Source organism: Halobacillus litoralis (assembly GCF_009856415.1).
Classification (GTDB): domain Bacteria; phylum Bacillota; class Bacilli; order Bacillales; family Halobacillaceae; genus Halobacillus; species Halobacillus litoralis_C.
Genome location: NZ_WMEZ01000002.1, coordinates 791,187 through 811,554 on the forward strand (window position 1 = coordinate 791,187; position 20,368 = coordinate 811,554).

The 20,368-nt window shown below is 44.6% G+C and carries 16 protein-coding genes; 4 read left to right on the forward strand and 12 right to left on the reverse strand.

Annotated elements, in window-relative coordinates; all coding sequences use genetic code 11:
• Positions 1–16: 16 nt before the first annotated feature.
• A complete protein-coding gene (locus GLV98_RS09310) occupies positions 17–739 on the forward strand; it encodes a Bax inhibitor-1/YccA family protein (protein WP_160914313.1) in 723 nt (240 codons plus the stop codon).
• 100 nt (positions 740–839) lie between these two features.
• On the opposite strand, the gene GLV98_RS09315 is transcribed toward GLV98_RS09310, so the two are convergent.
• The 3 genes from GLV98_RS09315 to GLV98_RS09325 form a co-directional block, all read right to left on the reverse strand.
• Positions 840–2,129, reverse strand: a complete 1,290-nt coding sequence (locus GLV98_RS09315) for an alpha/beta hydrolase family protein (protein ID WP_160914316.1) — start codon at positions 2,127–2,129, stop codon at positions 840–842.
• Positions 2,130–2,266: 137 nt separating this feature from the next.
• Positions 2,267–3,439 (reverse strand): MFS transporter, encoded by a 1,173-nt coding sequence (locus tag GLV98_RS09320; protein WP_160914318.1) that lies wholly within the window; start codon positions 3,437–3,439, stop codon positions 2,267–2,269.
• Between the two features lie 168 nt (positions 3,440–3,607).
• Positions 3,608–4,648 carry a hypothetical protein gene (locus tag GLV98_RS09325; RefSeq protein ID WP_160914320.1) on the reverse strand — a complete coding sequence of 347 codons (1,041 nt, stop codon included), beginning with the start codon at positions 4,646–4,648 and terminating at the stop codon, positions 3,608–3,610.
• A gap of 152 nt (positions 4,649–4,800) precedes the next feature.
• On the opposite strand from GLV98_RS09325, the gene GLV98_RS09330 reads away from it, so the two are divergent.
• The gene (locus GLV98_RS09330; RefSeq protein WP_160914322.1) at positions 4,801–5,553 is read left to right on the forward strand and encodes an alpha/beta hydrolase family protein; all 753 of its coding nucleotides are present in this window, start codon (positions 4,801–4,803) and stop codon (positions 5,551–5,553) included.
• Between the two features lie 605 nt (positions 5,554–6,158).
• Here the strand turns inward: GLV98_RS09330 and GLV98_RS09335 are convergent.
• Together GLV98_RS09335 and GLV98_RS09340 are read right to left on the reverse strand one after the other, a co-directional pair.
• Positions 6,159–7,550, reverse strand: coding sequence for an amidase (locus GLV98_RS09335; RefSeq protein ID WP_160914324.1), 1,392 nt, complete (start codon positions 7,548–7,550; stop codon positions 6,159–6,161).
• A gap of 14 nt (positions 7,551–7,564) precedes the next feature.
• The gene (locus GLV98_RS09340; RefSeq protein ID WP_160914332.1) at positions 7,565–8,842 is read right to left on the reverse strand and encodes a sensor domain-containing diguanylate cyclase; all 1,278 of its coding nucleotides are present in this window, start codon (positions 8,840–8,842) and stop codon (positions 7,565–7,567) included.
• 219 nt (positions 8,843–9,061) lie between these two features.
• Between GLV98_RS09340 and GLV98_RS09345 the strand changes: the two genes are divergently transcribed.
• Positions 9,062–9,700, forward strand: a complete 639-nt coding sequence (locus tag GLV98_RS09345; protein WP_160914334.1) for a hypothetical protein — start codon at positions 9,062–9,064, stop codon at positions 9,698–9,700.
• A 139-nt stretch (positions 9,701–9,839) separates the two neighbouring features.
• Here the strand turns inward: GLV98_RS09345 and GLV98_RS09350 are convergent, their stop codons facing one another.
• The 3 genes from GLV98_RS09350 to GLV98_RS09360 all read right to left on the reverse strand — a co-directional run bounded on the left by GLV98_RS09350 (position 9,840) and on the right by GLV98_RS09360 (position 12,929).
• The gene (locus GLV98_RS09350) at positions 9,840–10,544 is read right to left on the reverse strand and encodes a CAP domain-containing protein (RefSeq protein ID WP_160914336.1); all 705 of its coding nucleotides are present in this window, start codon (positions 10,542–10,544) and stop codon (positions 9,840–9,842) included.
• A gap of 80 nt (positions 10,545–10,624) precedes the next feature.
• Positions 10,625–11,761 (reverse strand): DEAD/DEAH box helicase, encoded by a 1,137-nt coding sequence (locus GLV98_RS09355; protein ID WP_423785008.1) that lies wholly within the window; start codon positions 11,759–11,761, stop codon positions 10,625–10,627.
• Positions 11,762–12,488: 727 nt separating this feature from the next.
• Positions 12,489–12,929, reverse strand: coding sequence for an SRPBCC family protein (locus GLV98_RS09360; protein ID WP_160914340.1), 441 nt, complete (start codon positions 12,927–12,929; stop codon positions 12,489–12,491).
• A 137-nt stretch (positions 12,930–13,066) separates the two neighbouring features.
• On the opposite strand from GLV98_RS09360, the gene GLV98_RS09365 reads away from it, so the two are divergent.
• On the forward strand, positions 13,067–14,476 hold the full coding sequence (locus tag GLV98_RS09365) for a Na+/H+ antiporter NhaC family protein (protein WP_160914342.1): 1,410 nt from the start codon (positions 13,067–13,069) through the stop codon (positions 14,474–14,476).
• 191 nt (positions 14,477–14,667) lie between these two features.
• Here GLV98_RS09365 and GLV98_RS09370 read toward each other — a convergent pair whose 3' ends face one another.
• From GLV98_RS09370 to GLV98_RS09385, 4 genes are all read right to left on the reverse strand, one after another.
• Positions 14,668–15,153: a GyrI-like domain-containing protein gene (locus GLV98_RS09370; protein WP_160914344.1), complete on the reverse strand. Its 486-nt coding sequence runs from the start codon at positions 15,151–15,153 to the stop codon at positions 14,668–14,670.
• A gap of 187 nt (positions 15,154–15,340) precedes the next feature.
• Positions 15,341–16,297 carry an ornithine carbamoyltransferase gene (gene argF, locus GLV98_RS09375; protein ID WP_202409972.1) on the reverse strand — a complete coding sequence of 319 codons (957 nt, stop codon included), beginning with the start codon at positions 16,295–16,297 and terminating at the stop codon, positions 15,341–15,343.
• Complete coding sequence (locus GLV98_RS09380) at positions 16,297–19,299, reverse strand: carbamoyl phosphate synthase large subunit (protein WP_160914346.1); 3,003 nt, start codon at positions 19,297–19,299, stop codon at positions 16,297–16,299. The genes argF and GLV98_RS09380 overlap by 1 nt, the downstream gene beginning before the upstream one ends.
• The gene (locus tag GLV98_RS09385; protein ID WP_160914348.1) at positions 19,289–20,353 is read right to left on the reverse strand and encodes a carbamoyl phosphate synthase small subunit; all 1,065 of its coding nucleotides are present in this window, start codon (positions 20,351–20,353) and stop codon (positions 19,289–19,291) included. Before GLV98_RS09385 ends, GLV98_RS09380 begins: the two co-directional genes overlap by 11 nt.
• Positions 20,354–20,368 lie beyond the last annotated feature (15 nt).

The following is a 20,368-nucleotide window of genomic DNA, read 5'->3' on the forward strand; positions in this document are numbered from 1 at the left end:
GAGAAGGAGTGGTCAAATGAGATCGGGAAACCCCGTTTTAAAAGATGATATATTTCAGCGTTCTGCAGCATCTGGAAAGACGATGACCTTGGGCGGTACGACAGCAAAAATAACCCTTCTGTTTTTATTTTTATTAGGAACAGCGGCGTACACATGGTACCAATACTCACTGGGAGTCGATGTGACGCTCATGATGATCATCGGTGCCATTGGAGGACTTATCTTTGCTTTGATTACTGCCTTCTTTCCTAAAGCTGCGCCAGTAACTGCACCGATATACGCGGCACTCGAAGGTTTTTTCATCGGCGGCATATCCGCCTTCGTCGAGGGAGCTTATTCCGGAATTGTCATTCAAGCGGTCAGCTTAACACTCGCCGTTATGGGAGCTTTATTGATCCTTTATGCAACAAGAGTCATTAAGGTCACAAGAAACTTTCGACTGATGGTTGTTTCTGCTACTTTAGGAATTTTCCTCGTCTATCTTGTGAACTTTATCTTAAACTTTTTCGGTATGACCGTTCCCTATCTCCATTCCAGTGGACCTATAGGGATCGGAATCAGCCTCATCATTGTGGCGATTGCTGCCTTGAACCTCGTTCTCGACTTTGACTTCATTGAAAAAGGCGTGAACCGCGGTGCACCTAAACACATGGAATGGTACGGAGCTTTCGGCTTAATCGTAACCCTCGTCTGGTTATACATCGAAATTCTCCGCCTTCTTCAAAAGCTCAGACGCTAGACGCTTAAAAAGAGAGTGACCCCCTGACACAGGAGGCCACTCTCTTTTCTTTCTCTATTCAAACTCCTTATGCCGAAGACTCCGCTCAAAGATGAATCCTTTACTGGTCAAAACCATGTTGGTTTAGGAAATTCATGATGCCTTCGACAAGTCCATCCGCTAGAGGCAGGTCAGGGTTTGTGTAGGTTGCCAAGTTTTCATCTCTATCCTCAGGAGCTTTCTTCAGCACATGATTCATCCCTTCCACAAGCATGAGTTCCGCCTCTGGCTCTGCTGTTTTCAACAGCTGTGCTTCTGATTCTGGTACCTGAATATCGTTCGTCCCATTCACAATTAATGTCGGAACATCCAATTCAGCCAATTGCTCAGCAGGATCGTAAGCCATCCATGAAAGGAGAAAAGGTTGGACATCTGGAGCAAACACCCCTTGCAGAGACTGACTGACATCAGGAACCGTCTCCCCTTCCCGCATTTCACTAAGAATCGTTTGACTTTCTTTGAACAAGTCGTCCGGTAGACTATCACCGAGTTGATCTTCTAATACATGATCAATGGTCTGACCGGCGCCCGCCAAGGAAACAAACGCTTCTGTCGTTTCAGCACCTGCCGCCATCATTCCGACAAGGGAACCTTGACTGTGGCCAATCACAGCTATGTTTGTAAAGCGTTTATCACCTTCTAACGTTTCCAGCCACTGTTTAGCATCATCAATAAAAACTTCAAATCTCATTTCACCGTTGCCGGTTACAGCATTCATATTTTTGCCTGCGCCTCTTTTATCATATCTTAAGGAAGCAACCCCTTTGTCTGCTAAGGATTCTGCCAAAAGTTTAAGACTGTTATTGTTTCCCGCACCTTGAGAGTTTCCATTCCGATCGATCGGTCCTGAACCTGGAATAATTAAAGCAACAGGATAAGGCCCTTCTTTTTCAGGTAGCAATAACTCGCCATATAATAGGCCTGTCGAGGTTTCAATGGATAAGAACTCGCCTTCATCTTCCTTCGTTTCTTTCTCCCCTTTTCTCAGTAAAAAGGGAAACGTTTGTCCGTTTTGTGTAAAAGTGCCGCTCAATTGTTCTCCTTCTATTTCTCCATCAAACTGAACAGACTGCCCAGGAAGAGGCATTTGAAAAGAGATACTTCCATCATTGGTATCGATCTCGGTTAATGAAAAATCCGTAACATTCTGTGCAGGAATGGTGATTGTCCCTGTCCACTCTTCTCCAGACTGAAAATCGACCAAAATGTTCAATGGTTGATTGGGAATTTGAATCTCCCCCTCCCAATGACCCTCCAATTCTTTATTTCCTTGGCTCTCCGCTTCCTCATTTTTATCGTTACAGCCTGTAAATATAAAAAGTACGATTCCTAACATAAGTAGCTTTCTCATCGTCATCCTCCCTCATATCTATCATTTTACAAGAGATAAAGGAAAATTATAACAAGATGAAAGCAAACCATTTTATTTCTTTTGGAAGATCGTACCCCACAAAAAAAACTCCGCCATAAGTGACGGAGTTTTTACATCTATGCTTGGGTCTGACTAGATTTCTTACTATTCAGGAAGAATGTTGTGATAAACATGAGAGCAAGGAAAACAATCACGATACTGAAACCGCCTGTCATTCCGAAAGCTTCGGAAGCTAGGCCAACGATGTAACCGGCAAGACCGCCGCCAATTCCCGCAGCGATATAAATGAGTCCAAGCGCTGAACCCCCTGTTTTAGATAACTGAGTACCAAACGCTGTCGCGGTCGGGAACAATGTGGAGAAGAACAACCCTGCCCCAGCGAACAAGTATGGGAAATTTTCAGCGACTAGGAAACTGGCTCCTACCATCAACAAGGCTCCGGCAGAAAACGTAATTAAAATGATCCGCTCATTAATCCAATTAGTCAAGTAGGCGACACCAAGGCGTCCCGCCATGAAGAAGATGGAGAAGACAGACAGGATGGTCGCCACCATATCCTCCTTATCAGCCGTTGACATTCCCCCGAGATCCAGTGACTTCAAGTATGTCGGAAAGAAATTCATGAATGATACTTCTGCAGACACCTGGAATACAAGGAAGATCATGAGAAATACGAACTGCGCATCTTTCAACATAGGAATGAATGCTTTCAAATCGATTTTTTCTGCTTTCCCTGATGGAAAAGCTACGCTAGTAATATAGATAATAACAGCTACCAAGCTCACGGCAATCCCTATATAAAAATAACGCCATGATGCAAATTGGAACATGTAGTTCAGAAACTGTGGAAATAGCACCATTCCCAACCCATACACTCCCATTGCAAAGTTAAACATCTGATTTTGCTTTTTAGGATAAGCCGCAGGAATGATCGCATTGGAAGCGACACCGAGCGCTCCTAAACCGAATCCTACAATCATATAGAAACCTAAGAAGAACATAATATTAGGCGCAAGGCCTGTGCCAAGAAAACCAAGTCCCATAATGATCGACCCGATAATCGTCATTGTCCGCAGGCCTTTTTTATCGGTGTAGTAACCGATAACGACACTGGCAAGCGTGAAGCCGAGTTGGAAAATGAAAACGACCAGACCGAATTCACTCATATCCAGCCCTAGATCATTTTCCACTTGATCCAGTACAATCCCTTTTGTATTGGTGACACCACCCGAAATGAATTGGGTGAACATAAGAATAATTAATGCATGTATACTTTTTCCCTTTGTCATGTGGGTACCTCCTGAAATTTGTGTAAATCGGAACATTTTCAGGAGATTCCCCGCTGTATTCTAGTTAAAACTGCATTTTTTCATGTAAACGTTTTTTCATGAAAATTTTTTTCGTCCTTTTATTTTTCTACACAAGTGGATGCCCTTCCCGATATACAACTTTTGAAATTAGTCGAGGCTGCCGACCATAGCGAATTCTTCGACCCCTTTGTGATCGTAACCACCATCGGTAATTTTTCTTACGTCTGTAAGCATCTTTTTCATTGGAACATGAGTCCCTTTTACACCTGTAAAGGCTTCGGCTACGAAAAATGGTTGAGTTAAGTAAGACTCTAATTTCTCTCCACGCTTGAACAGCTGCGCATCGGTATCTGACAGGGGCTCCATCCCGCTCGCCCGGACGATAGATTTCAATTCACGATACCGGCGCAACAGCTTTTGAGCTTTTTGTTGGGTTGAAAAATGCTCCTGATCCAAGTTTGCCCCTTCTAACACGGAAGACGTGGAGTAGATCGGATGAATAGCGGGATACATATGCCGTGCAGATAGATCCATATCAAACTGCCATAAGGTCTCAAGAGGTCCGTATGGTAAATCTTCATCCACAGCCTCTCCTTTCAGATCTACGAGAAATGTAGTGACCGACGCCTCTCCAGCCCATTTTTCCTGAAGCTGATAGATACTTCCATTCTGCACATGAGAACGATCCGATACAAAAATGACTTCATGCGTTTTCGCTGCTTGAATAACAGCCTTTTCTGCTTCGTTTATGGTGAGGTGAACGGAATCTACATCAGCTGTAATGTCCGAAATCTCCGGATGATCTCCTTCCGGCTGAAGCATGACGATAGAATATCCTTCCTTTTTCAACCGATGAAAGATTTCTGCTAAAACCACTAGCTGCCCCATCCCCGGCCTTGCTACTAAGCCAGCTGTGCCACCTTTAGCTAAGGGTGCGAACAAGTCGATTGTCTTAATTCCTGTTTCAATCATTTCGAATTTCTCCCCTCTGATAATCAGTTCATCTACACTGCATTCTGCTAAGCTTGCCAAAGCGACTAACGTTCGTACTTCGGTTCTTCCCAACGCAATTTTACCTGTACAAAGATTCGAAACTGTTGCAGGCCTTAAACCGACAGACCTTGCTGCTTTCGTTAAGTTTGGCACACGCCTTCTTAAAAGCGCGACATTCAAGTGAATAGATTCCATCATTTACCTCCTTCGTTACCTTATATAGTAATCCTAATTACTTTAAAAAGCAATATATTTTACTTTAAAAAGAAATTTTAATTACGTTTAAAATTAGAAATTCCAGCCTCCATTTTATGGTAAGCTGTTAGAAAAGCTTTGGAGGTAAGGAAATGGAGAAGATTACTTTTGGGAATACCCAAGGATTGAAACTAAGAGGAGTTTTTCAAAAGGGGACCAATGACAAACTGATAATCATGTGCCATGGCTTTCGTTCCAACCGCTCATCACGCGGGCGGTTCGATCGATTTGCAAAACGCTTCCAAAACCTCGGATACCATGTGATGCGCTTCGATTTCGGGGGGTGTGGAGAAAGTGAAGACCGGCCGTTGAGCCTTGAAGCTGAAGTCAGTGACCTTACCGCTGCCATTGATTATGCGGTTTCCAAAGGATTTACCGATATCGCTCTTTACGGCCACAGCTTAGGAGCACGCGTTTGCCTCGAAAGCTATCAACCTACTTATATTAAAACCATGATCCTTACAGGAGCAGGAACCGGTCCCGTTACCTACGATTGGCCAGAGGAATTCACTTCCTTTCAACTAGAAGAACTTAAAGAGACCGGATATCTGAAACAACCCGTACAAGACCCCTACCGTGAAGAGATTGTGATATCAAAACAAATGTTAGTAGACTTTGAACAAGTAAATCAGGAGAGATTGTTGTCCTCCATCCAATGCCCTGTCCTGATTGTGCATGGCGATCAGGGTGAAGAAGAAATTTTGCTGCCTTTAACTCAAAAAGGAATAAAGTGGCTCCCGTCCTCCTCACAATTGACAGTGATTGAAGGGGCTCCCCACAGCTTCGAAGGATACCTGGACCACGTTGAAAAAGCAGCCATCGACTGGCTCCACAAACACTTCTAAACTAACAGTCCCTTTTCTGGAAGACTCAGTTTCGAGATGTTTCCGGGGTTCGTTGCCTGGTTGAGCGTTAGGAGTGGCTGGGAAGCAACTCGCTTTCCTGTGGGGGAGCGCCGAGCTTCCTCGGACTGCGTCCTGCGGGATCTCGCCTATCTCCTTCTCCCACGGGAGTCTCGCAGCTTCCCAACCACCCCATTCCATGAAAGGGAGAAACGAACCCCTGTACCAAGTTGGATTGTATCCCACTACCCCACTGTTAGAACTATAAAGCGCTCTGTATCAGGCTTTCACGTAATCTGGAGCGTTTAATACGATCATCTTCCTACTATCATACATACCTGATTATTGCAGAAGTGGTTTCGAGTATCTTCCATGGCAAGGGGCGGAGGGGAATGGCGAGACTCCTGCGGGAACAGAGTGCTTGGTGAGACCCCGCAAGGCGTTAGCCTGAGGAGGCTCACCGCGCTCCCGCGGAAAGCGAGTCATTCCCCGCAGCCCCACCCACTCAACAAAAGTCTTGAAATCAAATCTTCCACAATCCTGCCCTATTGTTCAATAAGGGACATAGATAAAGAACCAGAAATCCCCTTGCAGGGACTTCTGGTTCTTTAGATGATCTCGTTATATTTTTGCCACCAGGGGCGTGCTTCTTCAAGCTGGGAGGCTAACTTCAACAACGTTCGCTCATCACCAAATTTCCCGGTGAAGTGAGAACCAATTGGAACGTTTTCTTCATTCCAGTAAAGAGGAACACTCATCGCCGGTTGCCCCGTTACGTTCGCTACCGGGGAAAGGTGGGCATATTCGGCAGAAACAGCCAATATCTCATCGATCGTTTTTTCTTCTCCGTTATAACAACCTAAAGGTAAAGCGGACTTGGAGTTGACGGGATGCAACAGGACATCATACTGATCAAAGAACGAGTGGAATTTCACACTTTCCGTCGCTAGAAACATGCGTGCTTGCTCGTATTCCATCGCCGTGTAACCTTCCGCCTTTTTAATCAATGTCGAAAGCATCTTTTCCAAATTCTGATCATTAGGCTTGACCCCATTCATTTTAGCTGCCCCTTGAACAGCTAAAGCGCCACCGACGACCCATACCGTAACGAACGCATCCATGAAGCGATGGAGATCAAAATCTGGATAAGCAACTTCCACTTCATGCCCGAGTGACTCACAAAGTTCCGCTGTATGACGAATGGCGCGTTGCACATCTGTCTGTATAGGCATCTCTTCTCCAAAGTCGGCCATATAAGCTATTTTCAATGATCCGAGATTATCATGAGAAATCCCGGCGTAACGATCCTCTTTGGCTGGGGTTGCAAACAGATCCCCTTTTTGCGGGCCTTCGAGTAGATCAAGAAGTGCGGCGCTGTCTCTTACTGATTTTGTTACCCCATGACTGACGGCAAGACTGTTCAGATGCATGGAAAAAGGCGTCCTTCCCCTCGTCGGTTTCAATCCGAACAAACCACAGTTGGAAGCGGGGATGCGAATGGAACCCCCTCCATCACTGGCATGTGCAAAAGGGACCATACCGGCTGCAACGGCTGCAGCTGCTCCACCGCTTGAACCTCCAGGTGAATATTTCTTGTTCCAAGGGTTTTTCGTGAATCCAAGGTGGACAGATTCCGTTGCAGGCGTGAAGCCGAATTCAGGTGTATTGCTTTTCCCAATAAAGGTAAGTCCTCCCCTTCTGAAGCGCTTGACGATTTCATCATCACCCTTCGCCTCAAAGCCTTCCATCACTTTAGATCCATAGGACAATGGATGTCCTTGGACGGCATTTAAATCTTTGATAAGAAAAGGAAGCCCCCGAAAATATCCGTCTGTATTGACAGGTTCCTCTATGTAGTGAACGACAGCATTCAATTGAGGATTCTTACGTTCCATCACTGCTTTGTAGTGACGAATGACTTCTGATATGTTCAATTCCCTGCTTTCTAGTTTCGCCTTTAATGCAATGGCATCAAACTGATGAAGCTCTTGGATTTCCAAGGCTGACTCTCCTTTCATGAACCATAAGTGTAAACCGACACACAGCTTCTTCCATTTTCTTTTGCCTTGTATAGCGCCCGGTCGGCTTTGGTGAGGAGTTCTCCCTGATCCACCCCATGTTCAGGATAAATGGAAACTCCAATCGACACACTGATTTCAATTTCACAACCTTGCAGATAGATCGGTTGGAGCACACGACCCAGCATTCGATCCGCCACTTGACGCGGGTGATTGGTGTCAGCTAAGTCTGATAAAAGAATAACAAATTCATCGCCACCCAGGCGAGAGAGCGTGTCCGTTTTTCTTAAACCTTGATTGAGACGTTTCGTAAAGATCACAAGTAATTCATCTCCGATTTGATGTCCATAGCGATCATTGATGTGTTTGAAATTATCCAGATCAAAAAATAATAAAGCAAAAATCGAGTCCTGGTGTTTCACCCGCTTCAGCTCATCCTCCAGCTTCTCGAAAAAGTACCGCCTGTTCGGAATATTTGTCAATTGGTCGTGGTAAGCCATCTCTTCTAATTGATGCTGCTGCTTCCTCCTTTCCGAAATATTACGACAAATGGTCTGCACCGCTTTTACTTGGTGGTATTCCACAAGACCTCCATGCAGCTCAACATCAATGATGGATCCATCCACTCTTTGAAGTTGGCGTTCGATCGGACCTTTCACATATCCCCCTGTTAGTAAGGTGTTCAGACGTTCGCGTACATCTTCATACGGTTCATTGTAAAGGAATTTCTTTATATCCTGACCAAGTAACTCTACCGCTTTTTCCGCTCCCAGCAAGCCCACTCCTGCTTGGTTTACATAAATGATGCGATCTTCTTCATCATGCAGAAAAATGGAATCCGGTGAAGTTTCGACTACCGATTCATATCGGCTCTCACTTTCTACGCGTTGACGTTCTTTCTCTTCAATTAACTTCATCGTTTGGGTAGATCCCATTTTTATGTATAGGAGATAAGCCTCTCTATTTTCTAAAGATTGTATAGCGTATGATATTTGAAACGGATTAGGAGAACGGTCAGAGCTCTCAACTAAAGTTTCCCGAAAATAATCTGCCCTTTCCATCGTCTCCTCGATATGGTTCCTTTTTGCCTCACAATAAAGGTATTTCAATGCACAACCTTGAAGATCGCTATATACCCGCTTCATGGTTGCGTTGATGTAGGTAAAGGTCATGTTCCCTTTTACATTCTGAATGATGGCTACCGCGTCACTTAAATGATGAAACAAGTTTTTTAATATCGATGGTTGGTTGATCAAGGAATGGATGGCATTCATATATAAGCACTTCTTTCCTGTTAATAATAAGGTGAAAAGAACTAGAAAATAATGTTTTAACTTAAAAAATTATAACACTAGTTCATCATCCTCTTCCATTTATAAACAGATTTTTTACATTTTTCTCAATTATTCCCACAAGCAAATCATGTGTTTGATTTCCTTTTCTCTACTGGAAACATTTTTCTACATAGGTTTATTTGAAAAGGGGGAGGGTAAATGAACCGAAAGCTTTCAGGAGATGAGTCACAAATGAAGGTCTACAAAAATACCGTCCCATTCCTCCATTATTTTATATTCATTCTCACTGCTCTGGCGATCCATCTTTTTTTATCGCCCGCCCCTATTCAATATGTCAGAAGTATCATCTGCTTCGGACTAGTCCCTGCTTGCATTCTTTATGCAAATCACAAACAACTTTGGTTCCGTTCCAATCTCCGCTGGGTCATAAGACTGAGCCGTCGTCCCATTTTAAGCTCATTCATCTTCATAATTAGTGTACTGGCAAGCATAGACCTGATTTCTCACCTTCCGCTTAGTAATTTTGTTCACTTGTTTCTTCTAGGGTTCGGGTCTTTGATTTACTGGGCACCTCTATTGTTGCAGTGCTCTTTCATCCAGCTCCAAAACTACATGAGGCGCTTTCTTTATTTAGTGCTGACATCTTTATTATTTGTACTTTATCATGAAGCTTCTTTCTATTTCAGTGAAAGAGCTGATGCTGAGGCCTTTTTGTACACAGGTGTGATGATCATGATTATTCAGCTGTTTTCCTTAATCATGGAGTGGGCCGAAGCAGAGAAAGGAACGGATCCCATTAACGTCAAAGGATATTTCAAATCCGTCTCTAAAAATTAATCTTCCAAGCTCTCTGTTCTTGAGAACTCAATGTCCAAGAAAATTCTTCCTGTGGTTATTTCAGTCATCTGGAAACCAAAACATTTAAAATCCTATATAACTAGAAAAATCCGGATTCCTAATTAGGAATCCGGATTTTTTAACGAGGAGTCATGAATAGTTGTGTCCAGTATCTTTTATAAGGTCCTGCACCTTCCATGTACCCTACACCAATATGGGTGAAGTCTTCGTGTAGAATGTTGGCTCTATGACCGTCACTGTTCATCCAACCTTCTACGACTTCTTCGGGTGTCCGTTGACCGGCGGCGATGTTTTCCCCTGCTGCACGGTAACGAAAATCGAATTCGTCCATCATATCAAATGGCGATCCGTAAGTCGGTGAGGTATGGCTGAAATAACGTTTGTCCGCCATATCCTGTGACTTTACGTTCGCTAATGCACTCAAACGATTATGGGTTTGTAATGGCTTAAGCCCTCGCTCTTCCCGCTCTTTATTGACCAGTGCAACAACTTCTTGTTCGAACTCTTTCAATTCATAACCAGAGAGTGAATCCTCTGATACCCGTTCACTCGGTGAATCTGTAGTTACTTGCTCTTCTGGAGGAGCATCAGGGTATTTCCATTCCACATCTTCAAGAAATTTGAAGAAGGACTGGACATCTACTGCAAAATTCTGAAACTCGTTTTTTATATTTGTATTCTCTACTAAGCCCTGCACATGTTGCGATACCCTCTCATAGGAAGCCCGCGGCCCTTCTTTCCAAAAGTCCTGGGCAGAAACTGGTGTCGCAATGACAATGATGACAAACAAGGCCACAAGAAAGAGAAAGAACTTTTTAATCATATCGATTCTCTCCTCACTTCAGGCTAGAAGTACTCTCTTCCAGTATTCCATGGCATCGCTCCAAAGGCAAACGGCAATATTTAACGCTGGGAGATTCTTAATTTCCCTTTATAAATCTCCGCTTTATGAAGGGGCAGCTCCAAATCACGTGCAAACTTCTTCAAACGTTTCTCTTCTACAGGGTTCACTAGGGAAACGACCGTTCCTTCTTGAGATCCAATTCGCCCAGTCCGACCTGCACGGTGAATATAGGAAGTCATATCTTTAGGAACATCAAGGTTGATGATATGGTTAATTTCAATAATATCCAGTCCTCTGGCAGCCACATCTGTTGCAAGTAGTAATGGATATTCCCCTTTTCGGAATTCCTTAATCGCCTTCGCCCGCTGTTCTTTTTTGGCATCACTGTGCAACAGACCGACATCCAAGTGTTTGTACGTAAGTTTCTCGGCCATGATGTTCAGCTTGGCAATATCCTGCATAAAGGCAAGACCTTTGAATGCTTCCATCCGCGCCAGTTTTCTTAATGTTTCGATCTTATCTCTGTCTTCAGAAACAATATAGGTATGAGTCACATCCGGTTTCTTCAGCTCTTCTGTAACCCGAATCACTTCTGCCTCTTCATCCATGAACGTTTGAGCTATTTCAATAACCTCATCAGGCAATGTAGCAGAAAACAACAACGTTTGCGTATCACGAATTGTACTTTTCAACACATCTTCCACTGTATGGATGTGTTCTGGAACAAGTAATTGATCTGCTTCGTCCATAACGACTGCCTTAATTTCATGCGCCTTCAATTTTTTCTTCTGTATCAGTTCATACACACGACCTGGTGTCCCAACAACGATGTGCGGCTTTTTCTTCAGCTTATCCATCTGTCGCTTAATATTCGCTCCACCAATCATCGTCATGCTGGTGATGCCGCTTCCTTTTGTCCAAGTCTGGACTTCCTGGTGAATCTGCATGACTAGTTCATGGGATGAAGCCATGATCAACACTTGTGTATGCTTTTGTTCGGGGTCCACTTTTTCAATCAGCGGCAGTACATAAGCCAACGTTTTCCCACTGCCTGTAGGCGCCTCAGCTACTACATCTGTACCTTGTAAAATGAAAGGAATGGCCTGTTCTTGAACTTTCGTCAAGCTTTCATATCCTGAAACCTGCCATGCCTCTTTCGTAGATGGGGATAATTCCTCAAGCCACGATTGGTTGATATCTGTCATCTATATCTTTCCTTTCCATATATCTTTAGAATTCCTACTATACCCTTCTATTACCCACCCCACCCTTCAACTAAAGCTCCCTATTCTTAAAAACTCAGTTTCGAGATGTTTCCGGGGTCCGGTGCCTGGTTGAGCGTTAGGGGTGGCTGGGAAGCCACTCGCTTTCCTGTGGGGGAGCGCCGAGCTTCCTCGGACTGCGTCCTGCGGGATCTCGCCTATCTCCTTCTCCCACGGGAGTCTCGCAGCTTCCCAACCACCCCATTCAATGTATGGGAGATACGAACCCCTATACCAAGAGGGAGTGTCTGCTACTCTCCCCTCCTAAGCATGCATAAAGCGCTCTATATCAAGCTTTTACGTTCTGTAGAGCGGTTTATATATCCACTATCGTAATGAAAAAAGCTGATCTTTTAGAAGTGGTTTCGAGAATCTTCCATAGCAAGGGGCGGAGGGGAATGGCGAGACTCCTGCGGGAAAAGAGTGCTTGGTGAGACCCCACAAGGCGTCAGCCTGAGGAGGCTCACCGCGCTCCCGCGGAAAGCGAGTCATTTCCCCGCAGCCCCAATCCACTCAACAAAAGTCTCGAAATCGAGTCTTACACAATCCTGCTATTTAGTTTAAGAGGGAGTTTTGTATATAAAAAATAGACCTCTTTCCATATTGGATAATGGAGAGGCCTTTCATACATGATCCATAGCTTATTCTTATTATACCACCATTAAGAAGAAGATTCGATAAACTTCTTCAAATGCTGAAGGTGGTCCTGATCTTCCTTTTTAATGATCTGCTTGATGAGCGGTTTCATCAATTTGTTTCGTAAACCCTCCGTGTGAAGCTCCCCTTGGAAGTCTACCCTTGTTCCCTCTGAAGTCTGTACAAATTCATAATGGTAGCGTAAATCCAATCCATGCTGATGACTGCGTACAGAGTATTTTCGATTGGGATCAAAGTCGGTGACCTCAATGATCGAGCGTGCTTTTCTGCCTCTGATTTCACGAGTTTCCTGAAACCTATACCCTTCTTTGACAGGTCCCTCACTCAAGAGTTGCACATCAATGACTGTATCCATTATTTCAGTGCTGTTGCTGAAATCCGTCGCCTTCTCAAAAACTTCTTCTACAGGTTTTTCTATGATGACGGACTGATTCATAAAAGCCATATGCATCCTCCTCTGTTAAAAGCTCTACCCCCTATATTCGCTTTCTACGCTCCGACTCCTTTTTTACATGACAAGAATATCCTGGCAAAACACACACAAGCTAAAGGAAGCACTCAAGAAAAGCGAGGTATATCTATATGGGTTGGATCTCCGTTGTTCCTTTCATCGTGGTCATTATTGCAGCTATATGGACCAAACAAGTCATTCCTAGTTTACTATTCGCTGTTGTCGTGGCCGGTTACATTATCGACCCGCACTGGCTAGGAGGGATGATGACAGCCTTAGGATTCATCATCGAAGGATTAAGGGATGAAGCCAACTTGAAGATCATCCTTTTCCTATATGCCTTCTCCGCTTTAATCGGACTTGTGAAAATGTCAGGGGGTATCAAAGGATTCGTTAAAGAAGCAACCGAACGGATCGATCATAAAAAAGGCGCGTTCATCCTAACCTGGTTGTCTTCTTTAGGGACGTTCAGTGCCCCGAGCTTTCGGATTGTGACCATTGGACCTGTGATGAAAGCATTGAGAAGGAACATCCCGATGACAAAACAGGAGCTGGGGTTCGTCATTGAAACAACAGCCTCTCCTCTCGTCGTCCTGATTCCTATTGCCACAGCGTTTGTTGGATATATGACATCGGTCATTGAACTTTCCTTACAGCAGGCGGGTACAGAGGGAGATGCTTATTCCTTATATATCAGCAGCATTCCGTTTAACTTTTTTGCGTTTTCTATGCTGGCTGTCGGTTTTTATATGAGCTTTTTCCATAAGAACAAAAAGCCTGCAACCGATGCTGAGAACATGGACCAAGAAAAAAGAGAAGATGATGACCAATGGGAAGACTGCCATCCGGCCGTTACGAAAAATCTTCCCGCTCAACCATGGCATTTGATAGTTCCGTTGATCAGTGTCATCGTCTTGACGTTCTTTCTCATGTATATGGTCGGAATCAGAGGTGGAAAATCAGGATTTGATGCTCTGATCAATGCCAATGTACTTGATGCTATGGTACTTGCAGTTGTCCTGACCCTCATTGGATTTGTTGTTTACTTGAAGTTCCGTAACGAGGAACTTAGGAAAATGATGAACACGCTGATCGATGGAGGAAACGAAATGATGAGTGTCATCGTACTTCTTGCCATGGTATGGGGATTGAGCAGTGGATCAGAAGCGTTGAAATTCGCAGATACCATTTCCAAGTCTTTTGACTGGATCCCCGCTGGATTTGTTGCCGTCATCCTATTCATTGTCGGCTGTGGTCTTTCTTATTTCATCGGATCTTCCTGGGGAACCTGGGGGATTCTCATGCCTGTCGGGATATCAATCGCCACCGTAGCTGGAAGTTCCCTGCCGATTGTCATCGGCGCCGTCTTTGCCAGTGGAACATTCGGGGCCTTTGCATCACCTTTGAGTGATGATACGAATACAACTGCCGGAATCTTGAATTTGAATCCGATTAAATATGCCAAATTCAAGCTGAAACCAGCTCTCATTGCAGCCGGATTCGCTTCTGTCATTTACTTTGGTTTGTCGTTTTTTTTGTAGAGATACGGAAGTGCAAGACAAGCGGACCTTTGAGGATCTTCGATGAGGATGTGGATGGAAATCGTCTCAGATAAGATAATACGGTTCTAACAAACCATTTCACATGTTGTCGCCGCTCGGTACACTACAGTTTCCCCGTTCAAAAAGAAAAGCAAGGGAGCACACTAACGTGCTCCCTTGCTTTTTTTCAGTTATTTGATTGGAAGGAATAAGCGATAACTTGTTTCAGCACCTGTATATGGTTTGTATTCCTCAAAGCCGAATCCTTCTACCTGTTGATAACCTTCATCCTTGATCCACTTATGCAAATAAGCGTAAGGGTTGAATTCATGAATGGAAGGGTCATATTCAAGCATGGCATACGTATGAGCAGGGATGGTCTTTGTAATCATGTTTGGCGGAATTTTCTCGAAGCTATCGACCTCTACAGCAGCAATCCAATAAAAGGCATCGGTCATCTCATTCCAATTTGGCGGATCGACGAACATTCCGATGGAACGTGGCGCGTTGACCCTGTTTCTTACTTTCGGCAAATTGGTCGTATGAAACTGCTCCATCAATCGCGGAATTTTATAATCCCGTTCATCCATCATGGTTTGACAAGAGACACCCACGACCTTGATATTGGACCTACGAACAACCTGGGGTTCCACAGCGGTTGTCAATTGCTTACTCATTGCATGGCCACTCCTTTTGGTTTTGAATATTCTCCCTAACTACTTCCACATCGATCCTAGATTTCCTTGTAAAATTTGTGTGTTCGATGAAATTCGTAGCCTTTCGACCTTCTTTTTACATGATTTTATTTATGAGGTCCTATTCCTATATCCTATTGTTGGTTTGGTCTGAATTATGCTCATAAATTCACTTCCATCCGATGACCGCTTGTAATATAGCCTTTTGGACATGCATACGATTTTCAGCCTGCTGAAAAACTGCCGAATGACTCCCGTCAATGACGCTTGCTGTCACTTCTTCCCCTCGATGGGCAGGAAGGCAATGCAAAAAGGAGACGTTTGTTTTAGCTTTGTTTAATAAAGCTTCATTCACTTGATGGTCTTTAAAATCCAACAGGCGCTTTTCACTCTCTTCTTCCTGCCCCATACTCGTCCACACATCTGTATAAATGACGTCCGCATGCTTCACGGCTTTCTCTGGATTCTCTTCCAGTACGACTGATCCACCATACCGCTTCGCCAACGCTTGTGATTTCTCGGTAATCAGAGGATCAGGCTGGTATCCGTCCGGGGCTGAGACGACCATTTCCATGCCCATCATAGCCGCTAAAATCATCAGTGAATGAGCCACATTGTTTCCGTCTCCAATATAAACGACCTTCACTCCGCATAGGCGTCCTTTCAATTCTAAAATGGTGAAGATATCGGCTAAAGCCTGACACGGATGGTAGATGTCGCATAAGCCATTAATGACGGGTACAGAGGCGTGTTCAGCAAGCTCCTTCAATTTTCCATGTGAGGTCGTTCTGAACATGATGGCGTCAACGTAACCAGAGAGCACCTGCGCTGTATCGGCAATGGTTTCACCGCGGCCGACCTGGATGTCTCTCGTGTTTAAATAAAGGGCATGGCCGCCCATTTGGACCATACCGACTTCAAAGGAAACGCGTGTTCTTGTCGAAGATTTCTCAAAAATCATCGCCAGGTTCTTCCCTTTCAAAGATTGGGAATAAGGGTTCTCTTTTAAGTGTTGAGCCTGCGCTAACAATTGTGAAACCTCTGCTTGATTATAATCAAGCCAAGTCAAAACGTCTTTCCCATGCATTGAACCATCTGTTGAATACATTTGTTCCATCAAATTCATTACGATCGCACTCCTTCACGTTTATTACCCGGCAGAGGGGCGGGGACGAAATCTTTACAATTTAACGATTGAAGATAGGCTTCGAACGTTGCTTTTTCACTGAAAACCGTCATTCCATTCTTCACAGCCTGTATTCTGCGTTCACTATCCTCTGAACTTGATCCATCATTCACATAAATAGAGGCTTCCTCAAGCTTGAGCCACTCGTCAAAGTCCTTAGATGAAAAAGTAGAATCCCCTTCGACAAAACAAGAATCTCTTACCACATGCCCATTCGGTAAATGGGAGAATACTTTGCGTAAGGCTTCCTCTGTGGTCTTCCCAAGGCACATCCCCTCACCTGTAGACTTCATATTCGGCCCAAGCTTATGATCCACCTCCGTCAAAGCATAGGAGGAGAAAACAGGATACTTCACGGCTGTTTGATCAAACACTGGTTTCGGAATGGACGTCAAATCGACTTCATCAGACGCCAACACACGAACAGCTAGATCGACAAGAGGAATGTCTGCCACCTTACTCACAATCGGTACCGTACGACTCGCTCTCGGGTTCACTTCCAGCACATACACTGCTTCTCCGCTCAGTAAAAACTGGATGTTCATGATCCCTTTGTAACTAAAGTGGCTTACGATTTTATAGCAGTACATTTCAATGGTTTTCTTGACTTCATCACCAAGCTTCGATGGAAAAAGAGCCATACTGTCACCAGAATGGACGCCTCCTGGTTCTATATGCTCAATGATCTCGGGAAGATAGAGATTTTCACCGTCCGCCACGAGGTCCACCTCTACTTCTTTTCCTTGCATAAAGGTGTCCAGGACGATTGGATAGTGACGATCATCCGCTTCCTGCAGTGACTGTTTCAACTCGTTCATATCCTTTACAATGACCATCCCCTGGCCGCCGATGACATAGGAGGGACGGCATAGAATCGGAAACGTGTATTGTTCTGCCGCTTTTAGAGCTTCATTCTTTGTATGACACGTGGTCCCTGAAACATATGGGATGTTCAAATCATTTAAAGCCGTATAGAATTTATCTCTGTCCTCCAGCGCATCCAGAACGTCTGTACCAACTCCTGCAAGTGGCATCCCTTCCGCCTCTAGATCTGCAGCTAAGTTGATGGCGGTCTGGCCGCCGAATGAAGTAAATACAAGGTCAATGTCTTCATGATCAACGATGGATGTAATGATCTCTTTTTGTATCGGTTCGAAGTAGAGGCGATCCGCTGTTTCATAATCGGTACTGACGGTTTCCGGGTTGTTGTTCACCATAATTGTCGTCCATCCTTGCTTTTGCAAACTTTGGATGGCTTTCACCGCGCTATAATCAAATTCAACTCCCTGGCCGATTCGAATCGGTCCGGACCCTAGAATCAACGCTTTTTTCTTCCCGCGCAGTGGCGATATTTCATTCACACCCGCAAATGTGCTATACACATAGTTCGTGGCTGCCTCGAATTCCGCTGCACACGTATCGACGAGCTTGAAATGGCGGAGAATCCCGAAATCCTCTCTCCTTTTCTGCACTTCTTTTTCAGATATCCCGGAAAGGTGAGCAATCTCCTGGTCTGAAAAACCACAAATTTTAACTTGCCTCAAAAGCTCCTCATCCAAAGGCTCCTGGTGCAGGCACTTTTCTAAATCGACCAAATTTTTCAGTACGTGTAAAAAGAAGCGATCAATCTTCGTTTTTTCGTGAATCGTCTCCAGACTTTCCCCTTTTCTTAAAAGGTGGAGAATAGCGAAGTAACGCAAGTCGGTTGGTTTGTCCAGGTGATGCCACGGATTCTGAATGTCAGGTATTTTCGTATCCAGGGATTGGACAGCTTTTTGAAAAGCCCCCTCCAACGTCCGGTCAATGGCCATGACTTCCCCTGTCGCACGCATCTTCGTTCCGAGCTTTCGGTCTGCTTCTGAAAACTTATCGAATGGCCAGCGCGGGAATTTAACAACGACATAATCAAGCGCTGGCTCAAAGCTTGCGTACGTATAACCAGTAAGCGGATTTTCGAGCTGGTCAAGCGTATAACCAAGAGCCACTTTTGTCGCCATTTTCGCAATCGGATAACCCGTGGCTTTCGAAGCCAGGGCTGACGAACGACTGACACGTGGATTAATCTCAATGACATAGTATTGACGGCTCTCTGTATCAAGCGCGAACTGAACATTACAACCTCCAATGACGTCGAGTTCAGAAACAATCTTGAACGCCGCTGTCCGGAGCATTTGATAATCATTATCCGACAAGGTCTGAGAGGGAGCGACAACGATTGAATCCCCGGTATGAACACCTACGGGGTCGAAATTTTCCATATTACAAACAGAAATACATGTTCCATTGTGATCCCGCATGATTTCATACTCGATTTCCTTGAAGCCTGCGATACTCTTTTCTACGATGACCTGGCGGATTGGACTCGCTTTCAACCCCGTCGCAATCAACTCTTCCAGCTCCTCCGGTCTGTGAACGATTCCACCACCCCGTCCACCAAGCGTATAAGCAGGTCGACTGATAATTGGATAACCGACTTTTTCAGCAAAATCTTCCGCCTGCTCGATCGTCGTAATTACTTCACTTTCTGGGACTGGCTGGGATAATTCATGCATCAACCCGCGGAACAATTCTCTGTCCTCTCCTTTTTGAATGGAATGGACACTCGTCCCTAACAACTCAAGATCATACTCCTGCAACACCCCTTCTCTTTCCAGTTCAACGGCTAGATTGAGAGCGGTCTGTCCCCCGAGTCCAGCAAGGAGTGCATCCGGTTTTTCCAGAGCAATGATTTTCGTTAAGCTTTCGACCGTCAATGGTTCACAATAAACGACATCTGCCACGTCATGATCTGTCATGATGGTTGCCGGATTATTGTTGACGAGGACAACCTCACATCCTTCTTCTTTCAGCGCGAGACATCCTTGAGTACCTGAGTAATCAAACTCTGCTGCCTGCCCAATCATGATCGGACCTGATCCAATGACTAATACTTTACGAGACATGCGTCTTCACCCCTTTGTTCTTCACAAGTGTTAGAAAATGATCAAACAACCATTCCGCATCTTTCGGCCCGGGATGGGCTTCTGGATGGAATTGTGCGGACATGATTAGTTTCGTGTCATGCATCAAACCTTCGATGGAACCGTCATTGACGTTGTAAAACCTTGGTACGAGCGGCGTCCCATTCAGGCTGTCTTCTTTGACCACATAGTTATGATTCTGCGAAGATAGAAACACTTTTCCTGATACCACGTCTTTGACTGGATGGTTCGCTCCACGATGACCGAACGTCAATTTCGTCGTATCCCCTCCAAAAGCAAGAGCAATGACCTGGTGCCCCATGCAAATTCCGAAAGCCGGAAACTTCTCCAAAGCCTTTTTCAAAAGCGGTAAAACGTCTACGGTATCTTTCGGATCTCCTGGTCCATTGGATAGTACAATAGCATCCGGTTGAAGCGCATCCAGCATCTCGATTTTAGAAAAAGGAAGAACCGAAACCCGGACACCTCTTTCAAGAAGGGCATTCAAAATCGATTTCTTCCAACCGAAATCGATGAGTATCACATGCATCCCCTCTTCACCATAAGTATCTATTTTTTCACCACTCACCTGCTCGATTTGATGGGTTTTTGTCGGCTGGAACAAATAATCTGTCTCGAGAGAAAGGGCGGCTTGCTGCGTTCCTTCTGCCCGGATGGCCTTGGTCACTTCTCTTGTATCCACTTCAGTCATGTACGGAATGTTTTGCTCGTTCAAAAAAGCACCTAGAGACTTCCTTGCCTGAAAATGTGAAGGAATCTCCGCACATTGGTACATGATCACACCACTTACTTGAATCTCTTGGCTTTCTCCATCCTCATTGTTAACCCCATAATTTCCTATCAATGGATACGTGAACACGACAATCTGCCCTTTATAAGAAGGATCTGTGAGAACTTCCTGGTATCCCGTCATGCCGGTGAAAAATACAACCTCCCCCTGGACGTTTCGGTCAAAGTGCTGGGAAGCCTTCCCTTCGAATGTAGTTCCGTCTTGTAAACATAGATATCCTTTCATTCCATCACCCCACAA